A 17,066-nucleotide genomic window follows, 5' to 3' on the forward strand; every position below is an offset into this window, starting at 1 on the left:
GGAGGACGCGAGCGGCCAGGGAAGGGCCGCGGAAGCGCGCGCCTTCCGCGTCATCGCCGCGGCAGCGCCGCCGCTTCCGGCAGAGCTCGCCGCCACGCCCGAGCAGCGCGCCCGCGTGCGCGCGACCTGGCGCCGCCAGGCGCCTGCCATCGCCGGCGGCAGCGACCAAGCCATGCTCGAACACATCCGGGTCGCCGTACCATGACGGCACGCCCGGCCCTCGATCGCCGCACGCTTGCCGAGCTCAGCGCGCGCATCGCCACGGCGCGCCCGGAAGCGATCCGCGCCGTCGTCGCGCTGATCGACCGCCTGCCGAACCGCGGCGACGCCGATGCGCTGATCGCGCCGATGCGGCCCCGCCTGACGATGATGCGCGACCTCGTGCGCCGTCCCGCCTCGCTCGGGCGCGTGCTTGGCCATCCGGTCGAGGACCTTCTCGTCTCGCCCGATCTCTGGCGCCGCGGCAGCCTGTCCGTACCGCGCAGCATCATGCCGATCGCCATCTCGCTCGCGGCAGAGGCGCTGCCGATTGCGACACGGCGCGAGCTGCATGACCGCATCTCCGGCGCGACGATGGACGATGCCGCCTGCGTCGGCGCCGTCGGCGCCGTGCTCTGGCCCGCCGCGTCTGCCCGCTTCGCCGAGCTCGCCTCCGGGCCGCTTCCGGCGGGCCTCGCGCTGCCGATGCGGGAGGCCGATCTGCGCGGCCTGCTCGGCGCGCTCGGCGAGACGCTGCGCCTTGCGCCCGACCTCGCCGCGCTCCTTGCCGCCAACCCGCGCGGCAGCACAGCGGCTTGGGAGCATGTCGAGCACGGGCTGCGCGACGCGATGAGCCGTGCCGCCGCCCTGTCGCCCGATTGCTTCGCACGCGTGGGCCTGATCCTGATGCGCCGCTTCATGGCCACAGGGCCGGTCGTCGCGCTGCTGCGCGACGTTGCGGTGCAGTCGACGAGCGGCGGGGCGGAACGTCGGCTCGCTGCCGCGCTCGACAGCTTCCTCGCCGAGCTTCCCGAACAGCTCCCCGACGCAGCAGCCCTCGCCCTGCTGCCGCACCAGGTGCAGCAGCATGTGATCGCCGACGCTGTCGCGACGGTCGACCGCGCGACCGCGGAGATCGGCACTTGGCAGGCGGAAAGGCGCGACAATCTCCGCGAGGTGCAGGCGCACGTCACAGGCGTGATCCGCCGCCGCGTGCCGCAATGCCTTGCCTCGGAGCTTCTCGCACCCGTCGCGCGCATCCAGGCCGAGGGGCTCGATCGGAATGGCGGGCCGGCGGGGCTCGAGGGGCTGGAAGCCGCAGCCCGCGCGGTCTCGGCCATGGCGGGGTCGGCCCGGCGGCTCGCGCCGTCGGAGGAGCTCGCGATCGAGATCCGCCGCGCCGTCGATACGCTCGCCGCACTCGCCGTCTCCGCGCCCCAGGGCGCGCCGGCAGACCGGTTGGGCCGCACCGATCTCGCCCGGCTCGTCGAGATCCTCGCAGGGCCAGACCAGGCAGAACGCGTGCTCGGCACCGCGGCCTGAGCGAAGTCCTTCAGGCAGGGGCGCGCGCGAGCGCGGAGCCGACCGCGCCGAGAAGCGTGTCGCGGTAGAAGGGCTTGTTGATGAAGCCGGCGATCGTCACAGGCATCCGCGCGCGATCGGGCGCATAGCCGGACATCAGCACGACCGGGCGCCAGGGCCAGGACGCGGCACAGCGTTCGGCGAGCGCGAAGCCATCGCATTTGCCGGGCATCACCACGTCGGAAAGCACGAGATCGACCGCCACGCCTGACTCGAGCAGCGCGATCGCCTCGTCGCCGCTTGCAGCGACCGCCACGTCGAACCCGGCCGCGCCGAGGATGGAGCGGGCGAGCGCGCGGATGTCGGCATTGTCGTCGACGACGAGGACACGCCGCCCCACCCTCGACGGCCGCCTCACCCCTGGCTCGGGCGACGCCCCTTCCGCAGGCGCCGTCCTCGCCTCCGTAACGGGAAGGAAGACGGTGACCGTCGTGCCGCGCCCCACCGCGCTCTCGATCCGCACATGGCCCCGCGACTGCCGCACGAAGCCGAAGACCTGCGAGAGCCCGAGCCCGGTTCCTTTGCCCGGGGCCTTCGTCGTGAAGAACGGCTCGAAGACGCGGCCGAGATCCTCCGGCGCGATGCCCACCCCCTCGTCGGCGAAGGCGATGGCGACGAAACGACCCGGCGTCGCATCGGGGTTGCCTGCGAGGTCGTCGGCCGTGAGCATCGCCTCGCCGAGTCGGATCGTGAGCCGGCCGCCGCCCCCCATCGCATCGCGCGCATTGAGGGCAAGGTTGAAAAGAGCGGCACGGAGCTGCACCGGGTCGGCGAGGCATGGCGGCAGATCCGCCCCCGCGTCGAGGTCGATTGCCATCGACTCGCGGGCGCTCTGCTTCAGGAGCGGAATGACCTCGGCGACGAGCGCGGCGGCATCGAGCGTGACCGGAACGAGCATCTGGCCGCGGGCATAGGCGAGCAGGCTTGCCACAAGATCCGCGCCGGTCTCTGCCGCCTTGCGCGCGCCGCGCACGAGCGCAACCTCCTCCTCGCTGAAGCCCGAGCGTGCCTCGATGATGTCGAGGCTCATCAGCATCGTCGTCAGAAGGTTATTGAAGTCATGCGCGATCCCGCCCGTGACGCGCCCGACCGCCTCGAGGCGAGAGTTGTCGCGCAGCCTCTGCTCCGTCGCCTCGCGCTGCGCGACCTCGGCCTCGAGCGCCACGAGCGCGGCGAGCCGCGCGCGGTTCTCGGCCAGCGCGACCGCGGACGCTGCGGCGAGGGCGATGGCGCAGAGAAGCGAGACGAAGAAGTACTCCGCCGTGCGGACGCGCCAGTCGTACAGGACGGCATCGCGCGCGAGCGCGAAGCTGACATAGACCGAAAAGCCCTGGACGCGCTGGTAGCCGACAAGGCGCGCGCCCTCGCCCTCCTCCTCGATCAACCCTCCGGTCGGCTCGGCATCGATGCGCCGCATCAGCGGATCGTCCGGCCCGAGCTTCGGGTGGGCGCCGCCGGGCGGATCCTCTGCGAGCACCTGGCCGTCCTCGCGAAGCAGCAGCGCGTGGTGCCCCTCATGGTCCGCGACGGCGGAGAAGAACTGCACGAAATAGGCGGGGCTGACGGACACGTGCACCGTGCCCCGGAAACTGCCATCGACGGAGGGCCGGCGACGGGCGAGCGCTACAGACAGCACGCCCGTGGCGCGGCCGACAAAGGGCGCGCTGATGTAGAGCTCGTCCGCCCCGTCGCGCAGCGCGACGAACCACTCGTTGTGGCTCGTCGTCATGTCCCTTCCCCAGGGCTGGCTTCCGGCGATCACGCGGCCGTCGGCGTCGGACACCCACATCGAGACGGTGTTCTGGACGGCGTCCTGCATCACAAGGCTGAGGGCGGCGCGCGCCCGGGCTTCGAGTTCCTCCTCGTCGCCGTCGCCCTCGAGAAGGTCCTCGATGCGGGCGAGCACGAGCTGTTGCGTATGCAGAACCTTCAGCGCGTTCTCGCGCAGGATGATCGTGGTGCGCTCCACCCGCTCGCGCGCGGCATGCAGTGCACGCTCGTAGCCGCTCGCCGCCGAGACGACGAAGAGCACGAGCGGCACAAGCAGCGACACAAGCGCGAGCAGGACATGAACGGCGACGCGCCGCTGCGCGGCTGGCCGGACACGCGGGGAGCGGCTGTCGCGCTCAGTGCCGGGGTAGCGCGAGCGCAGTCCGAACGGCATCGATGAGGTCGCCGCGGTGGAACGGCTTGCGCAGGAAGGCGGTGGGCGAAGGCCAGCACGCGCAGGCATCGGGCATGTAGCCTGACATCAGGATCACCGGCACGCCCGGGCAGCGGACCATCACGGCCTGGGCGAGCGCGAAGCCATCGCACTGCCCCGGCATCACGACGTCGGACAGCACGAGATCGAACCCCGCGCCGCCCTCGAGCAGCGCGATCGCGGCATCCGCGCTCTCCGCCGTCGTCACCGCGTGGCCAGCGGCAGAGAGGATCGTCCCGGCAAGCGAGCGGATTCCGGCATTGTCGTCGACCACGAGGACGCGAGGGGCGAGGGCTTCCACAGGCCCGGATCGCACCGCGGTGTCGCCGGCTGCCGCTCCGCCCTGGTGCTCATCCGCCCCGCCGCAGTGCTGCCGCGAGCGCGTCAGGGTTGGCGCACCGCCAGCGCAACCCGCCTGCACGGCCGTGCCGAGGCTGGTCACGGGCACCCCATGGGCGATGCCAACCGGGCCGGCGGGGCCCACCATGGCGCGGCCTGGGGCTGGGCGGGGCAGGACCCCGGCGGAACGGTACGGGCCATGTATAGGACAATATGCCCATCATGAGCCGCCAGCAATGGCCAAGCCCGCGATCGGCGGTCGCAACCGCGTGACCGCAATCACATCGGCCGGCCGGTCGCCTCTCAGGCCTCGCGCGCGCCCAAGCCGGTCGCGACGGCGGCAAGCAGGGTGCCGCGGGAGAAGGGCTTGTTCACGAAGCCGGCCACAGGCACGCCGGGCCGGTTCTGCTCCGGAACGTATCCCGACATGAACACGACCGGCACAGGCGGGATGGCGGCCGCGGCACGCCGGGCCACGGAGAACCCGTCATGCTCGCCTGGCATCACGACATCGCTCACCACGAGGTCGAACCGCTCGCCCCGGTCGAACAGGCGCACCGCCTCGTCCCCGCTCGCGACCTGCACCACCTCGTACCCCGCACCACCGAGGATACGCGCGGTCAGCGCGAGCAGCGCGGCGTTGTCGTCGGCCACGAGGATGCGCCGCCGCGCGATGGCGGGCGCGGCCGGCGCCCGGTCAGGTGCCGCGGCGGCAACGGGCAGACGTGCCCTGGCCGGGGCGGAAACGACGGCTTCGGCAAGGATCGGTTCCAACGCCGGCGCGGCGACCGGAGCCAGGGCATCGGCGGCGAGCGGGACCGCCGGCGCAGCCCGGCGCAGGAACGGCGCGCCCTCGTCGAGCGGCACGGCCGGGCGGTCCGTCGCCGGCAGGTACAACGTCACCCGCGTGCCGGACCCTTTCGCGGTCGTGATCGAGACATGGCCGGAGGACTGGCGGACGAAGCCGAACACCTGCGCGAGGCCGAGCCCGGTGCCCTGCCCCGGCGGCTTGGTGGTGAAGAAGGGCTCGAACACCTTCGGCAGAACGTCCTCGGCGATGCCCGTTCCGGTATCGGTGATCGCGATGGCGACGAAGAAGCCGGGCACCGCGTCGGCGTTGTCGGCCAGCTCGTCCGCATCGAGTCGCGCGGGTCCGACATCGAAGGTCAGCCGTCCCCCGGCGGGCATCGCGTCGCGCGCATTGATCGCGACGTTGAGCAGGGCGGCGCGGAGCTGCGCGGCATCGGCGCTGCAGGCGGGAACGGGGTCGCGCCGATGCATCGTCACGACGACGGCCTGGCCAACCGCGTTCTGCAGAAGCGGCAGCATCCCCTCGATCAGCGCAGCCGGATCGAGCGGCACGGGCGCGAGCTCCTGCCCGCGGGCATAGGCGAGGAGGCTCGAGACGAGGCCGGCGCCGGAGCGCGCGGCCTCGCGGGCGGTGGCGACGTTCGCCGCGACCGCCCTGTCGCCCGTGCATCGCTCTGTGATCTCGTCGAGGCTGATCAGCACCGTCGCGAGCAGGTTGTTGAAGTCGTGCGCGATGCCGCCGGTGATGCGGCCGATGCCTTCCAGGCGGGCCGCCTCGCGCAGCCTGAGCTCGGACCGCTCGCGCGCCTCGACCTCGGAGCGCAGCGCCACGAGGGCGACCTGGCGCGCGCGCGATTCGCGGAGAGCGAGCGTGGCTACCGCGGCAAGCGCGAGGAACCCGACCGCAGCGGCAAGCCCGTAGCTCGTCGCAGGCCCCCGCCACGCCGCGCGCACCTCCTCCTCCGGCACGGCGAAGCGGACGTGCACGGGATAGCCCCTGATGCCACGCATCGCGGCAAAGCGCGTCTCGCCCGTGTCGTCGGGGCTCGTGCCATGCCGCGCCAGCACGACGCCGTCATTGCGTGCGAGCACCGCGGAATGCCCGCCCGGCGGGACCATGCGCGCGAACACGCGCTCGAAATATTCCGGGTCGAGCGAGGCGTGGATCGCGCCGCGGAACGAGCCATCCTCCGATGGCCGGCGGCGGGCGAGCGGGAAAGAGGCAAGGCCCGTGGCGCGGCCGATGAAGGGATCGCCGACGATGGGGCCGGGCTCGCCGTCCCTCACCCTCCGCCAGAACGGGCGGGCATCGAGGTTGAGCGCGCGGTCCCAGGGCTGGCTCCCGGCGATCACCTGGCCGTCATAAGCGGTGACCCACATCGACACGGTGTGTTCCAGCTTGGCGGTGATCTGCTCGAGCACGGCACCGAGCTCCGGGCCGTAGATCTCGGCGTCATCGACACCCTCGAGACGGTCCGCCACACGGTCGAGCGCAAGTTCCTGCGTCTCGAACACCTTCAGCGCGTGCTCGCGCATCGCGTCGGCGATGCGCTCGACCTGCTCGCGCGCACGCTCCTCCGCGGCGGTGCGGCTGCCTATCACGGCGAGCATGTAGAAGGCAGCGGGAACGGCGAGGGCGACAAGGATCAGCGTCGCCCCGAGAGGGGTCAGGAGCGACGGGCGGCGGGTTCGGGCTGGCATACGAACAGGCGGATCTCCCCCGCGCCGGGCGACATGCCCGCGCATAAAGCGACTCTACCACCGGTTGCGGGACTATTCTCCTATATTCTTCGTAACCTAGCAGACAGCAATGCCGGTCAGGGCGCGCGCGAACCCATCTCCTTGACCGGCATGCCTTCCGCCTTCTCGCTTCCCGATCGCCAGCGATGGGTGCCCTGGCCGGTGGCGACCAGCGTGCCGGCCTCGTCGCGCACCGACACGCGGGTGAAGAAGGTGGTGCCGCCGCGCGAGACCAGCTCTCCCTCCGCCACGAGCCGGCCGGGGCGCACGGGCGCGGTGAACTGCGTGGCGAGCGAGAGCGTCATGCCGCGCCGGGCATTGCCAGGAACGGGACAGAACAGCCCGGCATAGGCTGCGGCCTGGTCGATCAGCGCCAGCACCACCCCGCCATGGACGACGCCGGCGCGGTTCCAGTGCGCCTCCGTCGCCGTCGCCTCGAGCGTTGCGAACCCGTCGCGCCATTCGAGCAGGCGGAACCCGTAGAGGTCGTGGAACGGGGCGGGAAGCGGATCGTGGGGTGCATCTGTCATGGCCGCGACGCTCGCGGCAACGGGCGGCCCGGTCAAGCGCCGGGCGTGCCGCTCAGGTGGGGATCTGCAGCTCCTGCAGCGCCTGCTCAAGCTCCTGGAACGACGGCATGTACTCCGTCGGCGCCATCTTCCGCCCGGTCTCGACGGCGACCTGCGGCGCATTGCCGTGCAGGTGCGCGACGAGCACGGCGCGGATCACCTCGTAGTACTTCATCTCCTCCTCGACGATGCCCTTCAGGCGCGTCGCCATCGGGCCCATCAGCCCGTAGGCGAGGAGAACGCCGAGGAAGGTGCCGACGAGCGCGCCGCCGATCATCTTGCCGAGCACGGCGGGCGGCTCGTTCAGCGAGCCCATCGTCTTGATGACGCCCATGACGGCGGCGACGATGCCGAGGGCGGGAAGCGAATCCGCCATCGACTGCATCGCATGCGAGGGGTGCAGCTCCTCGTTGGCGACCTTGCGCAGCTCGCGCGCGAACACGTCCTCGATCTGGTGCGGGTCGTCGGCGTGCATGCCGACCATCCGAAGATAGTCGCAGATCAGGACGACGGCGTGATGGTCGGCGGCGATCTTGGGGAATTTCTGGAACGCCGGGCTCTCCTCGGGCTTCTCGATATGCGGCTCGAGCGCCATCGCGCCCTTGGTCGAGGCGAGACGCGCGAAGAAGTAGAGGAGCGACAGGAGGTCCACGTAGTCGGTCTTGTGGAAGCGGCTTCCCTTCAGGATCTTCCCGAAGCCGCCGAGCACGTGCTTGATGCCGTGCATCGAGTTGGCCATCAGGAGCGTGCCGATCGCGGCCCCGCCGATGATCATGAACTCGAACGGCAGCGCGGCCATGATGATGCCCATCTTGCCGCCGGCGAGGATGTAGCCGCCGAACACGCAGATGAGCAGGAAGACGAAGCCGACGATCGTGAGCATGCCGGCCGCTCCTCAGCTTCCCGGAGCGGGGTGGGCCCGCTGCAGCAGGATGGCGATGCGGCGGTTGGCCGGCGCGCGCGGGTCGGCGGGCAGGAGCGGCTCGCGGTCCGCCACGCCCGTGACGGAGCGGATGCGCTCGTCGGGGAAGCCTGCCTCGGTCAGGACGCGGCGCGTGGCGTTGGCGCGGTCTGCGGAGAGTTCCCAGTTGGTCACGCCGCTGCCGGAGCGGAACGGTGCGGAATCGGTATGGCCGATGATGGTCACAGGATTGCCGATCGCCGCGAGCGTTGGGGCGACGCGGACGATAAGCGCCTTCACTCTGTCGGACGGCGCGGTGGAGCCGGCTGCGAACATCGGCTGTCGTTCGGCATCGAGAAGCTGCACGCGGAGCCCCTCCGGCGTGACGTCGACCGCCACCTGGCGGGCGAGCTCCTGCAGGCCCGGGTCGTTCGAGATGGCGGTGCGGATCTGCTCGGCGGCGGCCTCGAGCGCGCGCGTCTCCGCCGCCGCTGCCTCCTCCGCCGCAACACGCGCTGCGATCGCTGCGGCCTCCGCGCCGGCGCCGAGCGGGTGGGCGCCCTCGCGGTCGGCCGCGCCCCTGTCGGTCGCGTCCTCGCCGCCCGAGCCGACGGCGCGCGGGTTGGCGAAATGTCCGCCTGTCTGGTGCGGCTGCGGCTTGTCTCCAGCATCGCCCGCGCGGGCATCCTGCTCGCCGCTCGAGTCGGTCGTCTCGTCCTGCGGCGGCGGGCCGCCCTGCACCTGCTGCTCCACCGTTGGCGTTCCGGCACGGCCGACGAGCGAGCCGTCATCGACAGGGGAAAGGCCGGCGAAGGGCTTGCCCATGCCGCTCTCGCCTGCGCCGAAGATGTTGGTGGGGGCGAAGTAGTTGGCGATGCCGAGGCGCTGCTCCTGGGTGGTGGCGTTCAGCAGCCACATGAGGAGGAAGAAGGCCATCATCGCGGTCACGAAGTCGGCGTAGGCGACCTTCCAAGCACCGCCGTGGTGGCCGTGCTCGCTCCCCTCCTCGCGTTTGATGACGAGGGTCGCGCCGTCCTTCTCCTTGCCCTTCTTGCCGCTCATCCCGAGCCCATGCGTGCGATGGCCCGGGCGACATGCCCAGGCAACGCGCACCATGACGCGGATGGCTTAAGCGTTGATGAAGCGGAGGCGCCGCGGGGACGGCCCTGCGGCAGGCCCGGGGCGGGCGAAGCCATGGCGGGTTGATTGCCATGCGCTTGCTGCATATATGGGGCCCGTTCGTGTGGGTCGTGCGGCCGGGGCCGCCGCCTGCGTTTCCGCGCCAGGGCCGCCTCTCCGGCCGCCAGGGACGCGCCAACGGGGGAAGGCGATGCGGCGTACCGCCGATAGGGTCTGCGTGTGCGACAGGGGCGGCCCGCGAGACGCGCGCGCGCCTCGATGCTGAGCGTCGTCCTCGCACCGTTCGCAGCCTCCCTCCTCGCCCCGTTCCTCGTTGCTCGGCTCGGCGATCGGGCCGCGCTGGTCCTCGCCCTGGTGCCTGCCGCCCTGTTCGGCTGGGCGCTCGCCAACCTCGGCGAGGCCTACCCGGGCCGCGTCGAGGCCACCCCCTGGGTGCCCGGGCTCTCGGTGCCGCTCTCCTTCAACCTCGACGGCCTCTCGAGCCTCTTCACCCTCCTGATCACCGGCATCGGCACGCTCGTCGTGCTCTATGCCGGCGGCTACCTGAAGGGGCACGCGCGGCTCGGGCGATTCTTCGTCATCCTGTTCGGCTTCATGGGCTCGATGCTCGGCGTCGTGCTGTCGGACAACGTCATCACCCTCTTCGTGTTCTGGGAGCTGACGTCGCTGACGAGCTACCTGCTCGTCGGCTTCGAGGCACAGAAGCCGGAGGCCAGGCGCTCGGCGCTGCAGGCGCTCTTGATCACCGGCACGGGCGGGCTCTGCCTTCTCGCGGGGCTGATCCTGCTCGCGGAGGCTGGCGGCTCGTGGGAGCTGTCGGACCTCGCGCTTTCCCGCTCCTGGCTGCAGGACAGCCCGCTCTACGTCCCTGCGCTGATCCTCATCCTGCTCGGCTGCTTCACCAAGAGCGCGCAGTGGCCGTTCCATTCCTGGCTTCCGGGCGCGATGGCCGCCCCCACCCCCGTCTCGGCCTACCTGCACTCGGCGACGATGGTGAAGGCCGGCGTATACCTGCTCGCGCGGCTCGAGCCGGCGCTGGCGGGCAGCGAGATCTGGCTGTACTCCCTGCTCGTCATCGGCGCGGTGACGATGCTAACGGGCGCGGTGTTCGCCCTGCTCGAGACCGACCTCAAGCTCGTGCTTGCCTGGACCACCGTGTCCGCCCTCGGCACGCTCGTGTTCCTCCTCGCCCCGTCCGACGAGCCTTCGGTGAAGGCGGCGATGGCCTTCCTGCTCGTCCACGCCCTCTACAAGGGCGCGCTCTTCATGACGGCGGGCAACATCGACCACGAGGCCGGCACGCGTGACCTGACGCGCCTCTCCGGCCTCGCCCGGGTGATGCCGCTCACCTTCGCCGCCGCGGCGATGGCTTCTCTCTCCATGGCGGGGCTTCCGATCGGGCTCGGCTGGGTGGCCAAGGAGTTGATCGGCACCGCCAAGCTCGCCGACGACATCGGCTTCACGCTGACCTCGGCAACCATCGCCAACGCCATGGTCTTCGCCGTCGCCGGCATCGCCGCCCTTTCCCCCTATCTCGGCAAGCGCTCCGAGGCGGCGGAGCACGCGCATGAGGCGCCGTGGACGATGCTCGCAGGACCGCTCGTGCTCGGCGCACTCGGTCTCGTGTTCGGCATGCTGCCGCAGCTCGCCGCCGATGCGCTGATCACGCCCGCCGCCGCAGCGGTGCTCGGCCAGAAGCCGGTGCTCGCGATCGCGATCTTCAAGGGGGTCGACTGGAAGTTCCTGCTCACCCTCGCGACCTTCGCCGCCGGCGCGGTGATCTATCTGCTCTGGCGACGCTTCGGCGCGGCGTGGCGCGACGCGTCTGCGCCGATCCTCGCGCGCGGGCCGGACAGAGGCTATGACCGGCTGCTCGCCGGCCTCGCGAGCTTCGCGACCTGGCTCACGCGGCTGATGCAGCCAGGCGTGCTGCACCGCTATGTCGGGGCCTCCTTCGTTGTCGTCGCGCTCATCGTGCTGGCTTCCGCCTTTCGCGGCCGCTTCACCCTCGCCATGCCGAGCGATGGCGGGCTCGTCGTCGAGTGGGCCGTCATCCTGCTGACGGGGGCGGCGGCGATCGTCACGGCGCTCGCCACCACGCGGCTCCTCGCCGTCACCGCGCTGGGCGTCGTCGGGCTAGGCGTGACCATGATCTTCATGGTGTTCAGCGCGCCCGACCTGGCGATCACGCAGTTCATGGTCGAGACGCTCGTCGTCGTCATCCTCGCGCTCGTGCTGATCCGTCTTCCCGGCTTCCAGCTCGGCACGCCGCAGCAGCGGCAGGGTCCCGCGGCACTGCTTCTCGCCGTGGCGGTCGGCACCGGAACAGCGCTGCTACTTCTCGGCGTGCTGGCCGAGCCGTTCGACACGCGTCTCGCAGAATGGTTCGCAGCCGAATCGGTTCCGGGCGGCCAGGGGCGGAACGTGGTGAACGTCATCCTGGTCGATTTCCGCGCGCTGGACACGCTCGGCGAGATCACCGTCGTCGCCGCCGCCGCGCTTGGCGGGCTCGCCGCGATGATGCGCGTCGGCCGCCGCAGGGCCGATGCGCCGCCGCAGTCGAACCTCGGTGAGCCGCGATGAGCAGCCTGATCCTGCGCGCCGCGACGCGCGCCCTCGCGCCGCTCCTGATCCTGCTGTCGCTGTTCCTGCTCTGGCGCGGCCACAACGAGCCTGGCGGCGGGTTCATCGGCGGCCTCGTTGCCGCCTCGGCCGCGGCTCTGCAGGGCATCGCCTTCGGCCCCGCCGCGGCGCGGCGCATGCTCTGGCTTCCGCCCGCCGCCGTCGCCGGGGTGGGGCTCGCTGCGGCGCTGCTCTCGATCGTTCCCTCCGCCCTGTTCGGCCTGCCGCCGATGGCTGCGCTGTGGTCAAAGGTCGATCTCGGCGACGGCGCCTACATCCCGCTCGGCACGCCGCTCCTGTTCGATGTCGGCGTGTTCCTCGTCGTGGTCGGCTCGGTGGTCGCGCTGATCGCGGCACTCGAACACAAGCCGGAATAGACGATGGAACCGGTGCTCGCGATCCTGATCGGCGTTCTCGTCGCTGTCGCGGTGTGGCTGATGCTGTCGCGCAACTTCGTGCGGCTTCTGCTCGGCTTCGCCATGCTCGGCAACGCCGTCAACCTCTCCATCTTCGTCGCCGGCCGCCTCACCCGCGCCGCCCCGCCGCTGATCGCCGACGGCGCGGTTGCGTTCGAAGGGGCATACGCGAACCCGCTTCCGCAGGCGCTGGTGCTCACCGCCATCGTCATCGGCTTCGGCCTGCTGGCCTTCGCCCTCGTTCTTGCCTGGCAGGCGCATGTCCGCCTCGGCACGGTGCTGACCGACGAGATGCGCATCGCCGAGCCGCTTCCGGAGAAGAAGGAGCCGGCGTCGTGAACGGCTGGCTCGCCGGACTTGCCGTGCTGATCCCGCTTGCGGGTGCGGCGGTGACGCTTCTCGCGCATGGCCTCCCGCGCGCCCAGACGGTGCTGTCGCTCCTGTTCGCGGCGGCGCTGCTGCTGGACGCCTCGCTGCTGATGGCGGCGGTGTGGCGCGACGGCATGGTGGTGGTGCAGGCCTCCGCCTGGGACGCGCCCTTCGGCATCAGCCTCGCCGTCGACACGCTCGGCGCGGTGATGACGCTGATCGCCGCGATCACCGGCCTCGCCTGCCTCGCCTACGCGACGGCGGAGATCGACGAGGGGCATCGCCGCGCCTTCTTCCACCCGCTGAGCCATGTTCTGCTCGCCGGCGTCTGCGGCTCCTTCGTGACCGGCGACCTCTTCAACCTCTATGTCTGGTTCGAGGTTCTGCTGATCGCGAGCTTCGGGCTCCTTGTCATCGGCGGCACCAGGGCGCAGACGGACGGCGCGGTGAAGTACGTCGCGCTGAACCTCGTCGCCACGAGCCTGTTCCTGCTCGCCACAGGGCTGATCTACGGGCTCACCGGAACGCTGAACATGGCCGATCTCTCGCGCGCCGTGCCGCGCGTCGAGAACACCGGCGTGCTGAACGCCGCGGCGATGTTGCTGCTCGCCGCGTTCGGCATGAAGGCCGCGGTGTTCCCGCTGTTCTTCTGGCTTCCCGCCTCCTACCACACGCCGCTCGTCGCCGTGTCGGCCGTGTTCGCGGGGCTTCTGACGAAGGTCGGCGTCTATGCGCTGATCCGCACCGTCACGCTGATCTTCACGCATGACCCGGAGTGGATCAACGGCGTGCTGCTCTGGACGGCGGGGCTGACCATGCTGACCGGTGTGCTCGGGGCCGCTGCGCAGAACGAGTGGCGGCGCATCCTTTCGTTCCACATCGTCAGCCAGATCGGCTACATGGTGATGGGACTCGCCATCGGAACGAAGCTCGCGATCGTGGGCTCGGTGTTCTACCTGGTGCACCACATCGTGGTGAAGGCGAACCTGTTCCTGATCGCTGGCGTCGCCCAGCGGCTCACCGGCTCGATGGAGCTCAAGCGTTCGGGCGGGCTGTACGAGGCCGCGCCCTGGCTCGCCATCCTGTTCTTCATCCCCGCCTTCTCCCTCGCCGGGTTCCCGCCGCTCTCGGGGTTTTGGGCGAAGTTCATCGTGATCAAGGCCGCGCTCGACGAGCGCTCGATCGCGATCGCCGCCGCGGCACTCGTCACAGGCCTCCTGACCATCTACTCGATGACCAAGATCTGGGGCGAGGCGTTCTGGAAGCCGCATCCGGCCGGTCCCGTGGAGGAGACGGGCGCGCCGCGCGCGATGGTCGTGCCGATCGCCGCGCTCGCGGCCTGCACCATCGTCATCGGCCTGTTCGCACAGCCCTTCCTCGCTGTCGCGGAACGTACCGCGGCAGAGCTGACCGATCCCTCCGCCTACGCCGCGGCCGTGCTCGGGAGGCTGCCATGAGCGAGACACGTTCCGCCGCGGCAGGGACACCGGCGCTGCTCGTGCTGAACCTGCTTCTCATGCTCGGCTGGTGCGGCGCGTTTGGAACCTTCAACGTCTGGGCGCTCTCGACCGGCTTCGTCGCCGGGTACTGCGCCCTGTGGCTCACCCGCCATCTCTGGGGCGAGCAGCGCGGGGCGTATTTCCGGCGCACCTTCGCCGGCTTCTCCTTCGCCCTCTTCTACGCCCGCGCCCTCGTCGTCAGCGCCTGGGAGGTCGCGAAGCAGGTGCTTTCGCCGACGATCACCGCACGGCCTGGCGTGATCGCGGTGCCGCTGACCGCGAAGCGGGATGTCGAGATCGCCACGCTCGCCAATCTCGTGACGCTGACGCCCGGGACGATGAGCATCGACGTCTCGAACGACCGCTCGACCCTCTACGTGCACGTCATGCTGCTCGACGATCCCGAAGCCGTGGAAGCCGACATCCGCGAGAACTTCGAGGCGCGGCTTCTCGAGGTGCTGCGATGACCGGCGCGCTCGAGATCGCGATCATCGCAGGGTGGGTCATGCTCGGCCTCGCCTTCGCCATCGGCTTCGCCCGCCTCGTGCGCGGCCCGCATCTGCCCGACCGGATCGTCGCGCTCGACATGCTCGCGCTGATCGCGATCTGCGCGGCGGGGCTGCAGGCGCTGGCCACCGGCTCGACCGCCTTCCTCGATCTCGCCCTGGTGATGGCGCTTGTCTCCTTCCTCTCGACGGTGGCCTTCGCGCGCTATGTGGAGTGGGTCGCGTTCCGCCGGCGTGGCCAGGCCAACCCGCCGCCGCTGGAGCAGGCCGATGATTGATCTCGTCATCGACCTCGTCGTCGTCGCGCTCGTGCTCGGCGGCACGGGCTTCGCACTCGTCGCGGCGATCGGCGTCTGGCGGCTGCCCGATGCGATGATGCGGATGCATGCGAGCTCGAAGGCCGGAACGCTCGGCGGGTCCATGCTTTTCCTCGCGGTCGCCTTCGGGCTCGGCGACCTGTCTGTCGCCGTGCGCGCTGTCGCCGGCATCGCCTTCCTCCTGCTCACCGCCCCCGTGGCGAGTCACCTGATCGGCCGGGCGACCTATCTTCTCGGCGTGCCGCGCCACCCCTCGCAGACGCGCGACGATCTCGACGGCCGCTACGACCTTGCCCGCCGCATCTGCCGCGCCCCGGAAGCCAGGCGCGACGCCGCGCCGGAGCCGGCGGAGGGAGACGCCGGGCGGTGATCGCTCTGCGCGGCGCGCGGGAGGACGATCTCGCCTCGATCCGCGCGCTCGTCGAGGCGGCCTATGCGCCCTGGATCGCCCTCATCGGCCGCCGCCCCGGCCCGATGGACGACGACTACGCCGCCCGCATCGCAGCGGGCGAGGCGCAGGTGGCCGAGGCCGACGGCACCATCCTCGGCCTCCTCGTCACCGAACGGCATGACGGCTTCCTGCTGATCGACAATGTCGCGGTGGCGCCCGGGCAGCAGGGGCGGGGGATCGGGCGGGCGCTGCTCGCCGCAGCCGAAGGCGAGGCGCGCAGGGCGGGCGTGCCCCGCCTGCGCCTTTACACCCACGCCAGGATGGCTACGAACATCGCGCTCTATGCCAGGGCGGGCTTCTCCGAGATCGCCCGCGTCTCCGAGAAGGGGTTCGACCGCGTGTACATGGAAAAGCCGCTCGCGGCGGAAGGCGGGCCACGATGACGCCCGCCGAGACCGTCGCCGCCATCCGCGCCGATGCGCGCTTCGAGGCCGCCTGCGCGGTGCTGCGGCGCGACCATGCGCGCCTGGTCGAGGACGTCATCCGCCTGACGGAAATCCCCGCCCCGCCCTTCAAGGAACAGGCACGCTCGGCCGCCTATCTCGAGATGCTGCGCGCGCACGGGCTCGAGGAAGTCGAGCAGGACGCGATCGGCAACGCGATGGGACTTCGGCGCGGCTTCGGCAACGGCGAGATCCTCGTCGTCGCCGCCCATCTCGACACGGTGTTCCCCGAAGGAACCGACGTGCGCGTCCGCCGCGAGGGGACGAAGCTGTTCGCCCCGGGCGTGGGCGACGACACGCTGTCGCTCGCGGCGAACCTCGCCTTACTCCGCGCGCTCGACGAGGCGGGCATCCGCACGCGGAACGACATCCTGTTCGTTGGCGACGTCGGCGAGGAAGGCATCGGCGACCTGCGCGGGGTGCGGCACCTCTTCACCGAAGGGCGGCACAAGCCCCGCATCCGCGCGTTCCTGTCGGTCGACAGCCCCGATGTGGCGCGCATCTGCAACGGCGCGATCGGCTCGCGCCGCTGGAAGGTGACGTTCCGCGGCCCGGGCGGGCACAGCTTCTCCGCCTTCGGGCTGGTCAACCCCGTCTACGCCATGGCGGAGGCCGCGCGCGCCATCGCCGCGATCGAGGTGCCGCCAGGCACGAACTCCACCCATTGCGTCTCGATCGTCTCGGGCGGCACCTCGATCAATGCCATCCCGAACGCGATCAGCATGCAGGTCGATCTCCGCTCCGGCGTGCCGGACGTGCTCGACAGGATGGAGACACGCTTCCTCGCGATCCTCGGCGAGGCGACGGTGGCGGAAAACACCACTCGCAGCACCCAGACCGGCGCCATCACCCTCGAGCGCGAAAGGATCGGAGACCGGCCCGCCGGCGGCACGTCGCCCGACGACCCGATCGCCCAGGCCGCCTGGGCCGCCGTCGCGGCGGAGGGCTATACGCCGTCCTTCGAGGCCTCCTCGACGGATGCGAACATCCCGATGAGCCTCGGCATCCCGGCGCTCAAGATCGGCGCGGGCGGGCGCGGCGGGAGGGCCCATTCGCTCGAGGAATGGATCGACCTCGAACCGGAGGAGAGCCTCCGAGGCATGCGCACCGCGCTCGCGACGATCCTGGCGGTCGCCGGCATGGAAGGGATAGGCTGAGGAACGCTCCCTCCCTGCCAAGGC

General features: G+C 71.1%; 17 protein-coding genes. 11 read left to right on the forward strand and 6 right to left on the reverse strand.

Features of this window, described 5'->3' with window-relative positions; genetic code table 11:
• Together FIF60_RS21745 and FIF60_RS18205 are read left to right on the forward strand one after the other, a co-directional pair.
• Window positions 1-205: hypothetical protein (locus FIF60_RS21745; RefSeq protein WP_158639289.1), on the forward strand; the 205-nt coding region annotated here is incomplete at its 5' end.
• Window positions 202-1,521: a hypothetical protein gene (locus tag FIF60_RS18205; RefSeq protein ID WP_144299714.1), complete on the forward strand. Its 1,320-nt coding sequence runs from the start codon at window positions 202-204 to the stop codon at window positions 1,519-1,521. The genes FIF60_RS21745 and FIF60_RS18205, both read left to right, overlap by 4 nt.
• A 10-nt stretch (window positions 1,522-1,531) precedes the next feature.
• On the opposite strand, the gene FIF60_RS18210 is transcribed toward FIF60_RS18205, so the two are convergent.
• From FIF60_RS18210 to FIF60_RS18235, 6 genes are all read right to left on the reverse strand, one after another.
• Window positions 1,532-3,724, reverse strand: a complete 2,193-nt coding sequence (locus FIF60_RS18210; RefSeq protein ID WP_144299715.1) for a hybrid sensor histidine kinase/response regulator — start codon at window positions 3,722-3,724, stop codon at window positions 1,532-1,534.
• Window positions 3,687-4,250 carry a response regulator gene (locus tag FIF60_RS18215; RefSeq protein WP_144299716.1) on the reverse strand — a complete coding sequence of 188 codons (564 nt, stop codon included), beginning with the start codon at window positions 4,248-4,250 and terminating at the stop codon, window positions 3,687-3,689. Before FIF60_RS18215 ends, FIF60_RS18210 begins: the two co-directional genes overlap by 38 nt.
• Before the next feature lie 155 nt (window positions 4,251-4,405).
• The gene (locus tag FIF60_RS18220; protein WP_158639290.1) at window positions 4,406-6,613 is read right to left on the reverse strand and encodes an ATP-binding protein; all 2,208 of its coding nucleotides are present in this window, start codon (window positions 6,611-6,613) and stop codon (window positions 4,406-4,408) included.
• Between the two features lie 116 nt (window positions 6,614-6,729).
• Entirely contained in the window at window positions 6,730-7,182 is a 453-nt protein-coding gene (locus FIF60_RS18225) for a PaaI family thioesterase (RefSeq protein ID WP_144299718.1), read from the reverse strand.
• Between the two features lie 52 nt (window positions 7,183-7,234).
• On the reverse strand, window positions 7,235-8,104 hold the full coding sequence (motA, locus tag FIF60_RS18230) for a flagellar motor stator protein MotA (RefSeq protein WP_144299719.1): 870 nt from the start codon (window positions 8,102-8,104) through the stop codon (window positions 7,235-7,237).
• A 12-nt stretch (window positions 8,105-8,116) separates the two neighbouring features.
• Window positions 8,117-9,184, reverse strand: coding sequence for a flagellar motor protein MotB (locus FIF60_RS18235; RefSeq protein ID WP_144299720.1), 1,068 nt, complete (start codon window positions 9,182-9,184; stop codon window positions 8,117-8,119).
• Window positions 9,185-9,520: 336 nt separating this feature from the next.
• On the opposite strand from FIF60_RS18235, the gene mbhE reads away from it, so the two are divergent.
• Genes mbhE through FIF60_RS18280 form a run of 9 tightly spaced genes read left to right on the forward strand, consistent with a single transcriptional unit; the run spans window position 9,521 to window position 17,042 of the window.
• The gene (gene mbhE / locus FIF60_RS18240; RefSeq protein ID WP_144299721.1) at window positions 9,521-11,845 is read left to right on the forward strand and encodes a hydrogen gas-evolving membrane-bound hydrogenase subunit E; all 2,325 of its coding nucleotides are present in this window, start codon (window positions 9,521-9,523) and stop codon (window positions 11,843-11,845) included.
• Window positions 11,842-12,261 carry an MnhB domain-containing protein gene (locus FIF60_RS18245; protein ID WP_144299722.1) on the forward strand — a complete coding sequence of 140 codons (420 nt, stop codon included), beginning with the start codon at window positions 11,842-11,844 and terminating at the stop codon, window positions 12,259-12,261. Before mbhE ends, FIF60_RS18245 begins: the two co-directional genes overlap by 4 nt.
• 3 nt (window positions 12,262-12,264) lie before the next feature.
• A complete protein-coding gene (locus FIF60_RS18250) occupies window positions 12,265-12,639 on the forward strand; it encodes a Na+/H+ antiporter subunit C (protein ID WP_144299723.1) in 375 nt (124 codons plus the stop codon).
• On the forward strand, window positions 12,636-14,126 hold the full coding sequence (locus tag FIF60_RS18255) for a Na+/H+ antiporter subunit D (protein WP_144299724.1): 1,491 nt from the start codon (window positions 12,636-12,638) through the stop codon (window positions 14,124-14,126). Before FIF60_RS18250 ends, FIF60_RS18255 begins: the two co-directional genes overlap by 4 nt.
• The gene (locus FIF60_RS18260) at window positions 14,123-14,635 is read left to right on the forward strand and encodes a Na+/H+ antiporter subunit E (protein ID WP_204251244.1); all 513 of its coding nucleotides are present in this window, start codon (window positions 14,123-14,125) and stop codon (window positions 14,633-14,635) included. Before FIF60_RS18255 ends, FIF60_RS18260 begins: the two co-directional genes overlap by 4 nt.
• Window positions 14,632-14,952 (forward strand): monovalent cation/H+ antiporter complex subunit F, encoded by a 321-nt coding sequence (locus FIF60_RS18265; RefSeq protein ID WP_144299725.1) that lies wholly within the window; start codon window positions 14,632-14,634, stop codon window positions 14,950-14,952. Before FIF60_RS18260 ends, FIF60_RS18265 begins: the two co-directional genes overlap by 4 nt.
• Window positions 14,945-15,361: a monovalent cation/H(+) antiporter subunit G gene (mnhG, locus tag FIF60_RS18270; RefSeq protein WP_144299726.1), complete on the forward strand. Its 417-nt coding sequence runs from the start codon at window positions 14,945-14,947 to the stop codon at window positions 15,359-15,361. Before FIF60_RS18265 ends, mnhG begins: the two co-directional genes overlap by 8 nt.
• Window positions 15,358-15,825 carry a GNAT family N-acetyltransferase gene (locus tag FIF60_RS18275; RefSeq protein ID WP_144299727.1) on the forward strand — a complete coding sequence of 156 codons (468 nt, stop codon included), beginning with the start codon at window positions 15,358-15,360 and terminating at the stop codon, window positions 15,823-15,825. The genes mnhG and FIF60_RS18275 overlap by 4 nt, the downstream gene beginning before the upstream one ends.
• Complete coding sequence (locus FIF60_RS18280) at window positions 15,822-17,042, forward strand: M20/M25/M40 family metallo-hydrolase (RefSeq protein ID WP_144299728.1); 1,221 nt, start codon at window positions 15,822-15,824, stop codon at window positions 17,040-17,042. The genes FIF60_RS18275 and FIF60_RS18280 overlap by 4 nt, the downstream gene beginning before the upstream one ends.
• The last annotated feature ends 24 nt before the right edge of the window (window positions 17,043-17,066 follow it).

Source organism: Elioraea rosea (genome assembly GCF_007644105.1).
In the GTDB taxonomy this organism is placed as follows: domain Bacteria; phylum Pseudomonadota; class Alphaproteobacteria; order Acetobacterales; family Acetobacteraceae; genus Elioraea_A; species Elioraea_A rosea.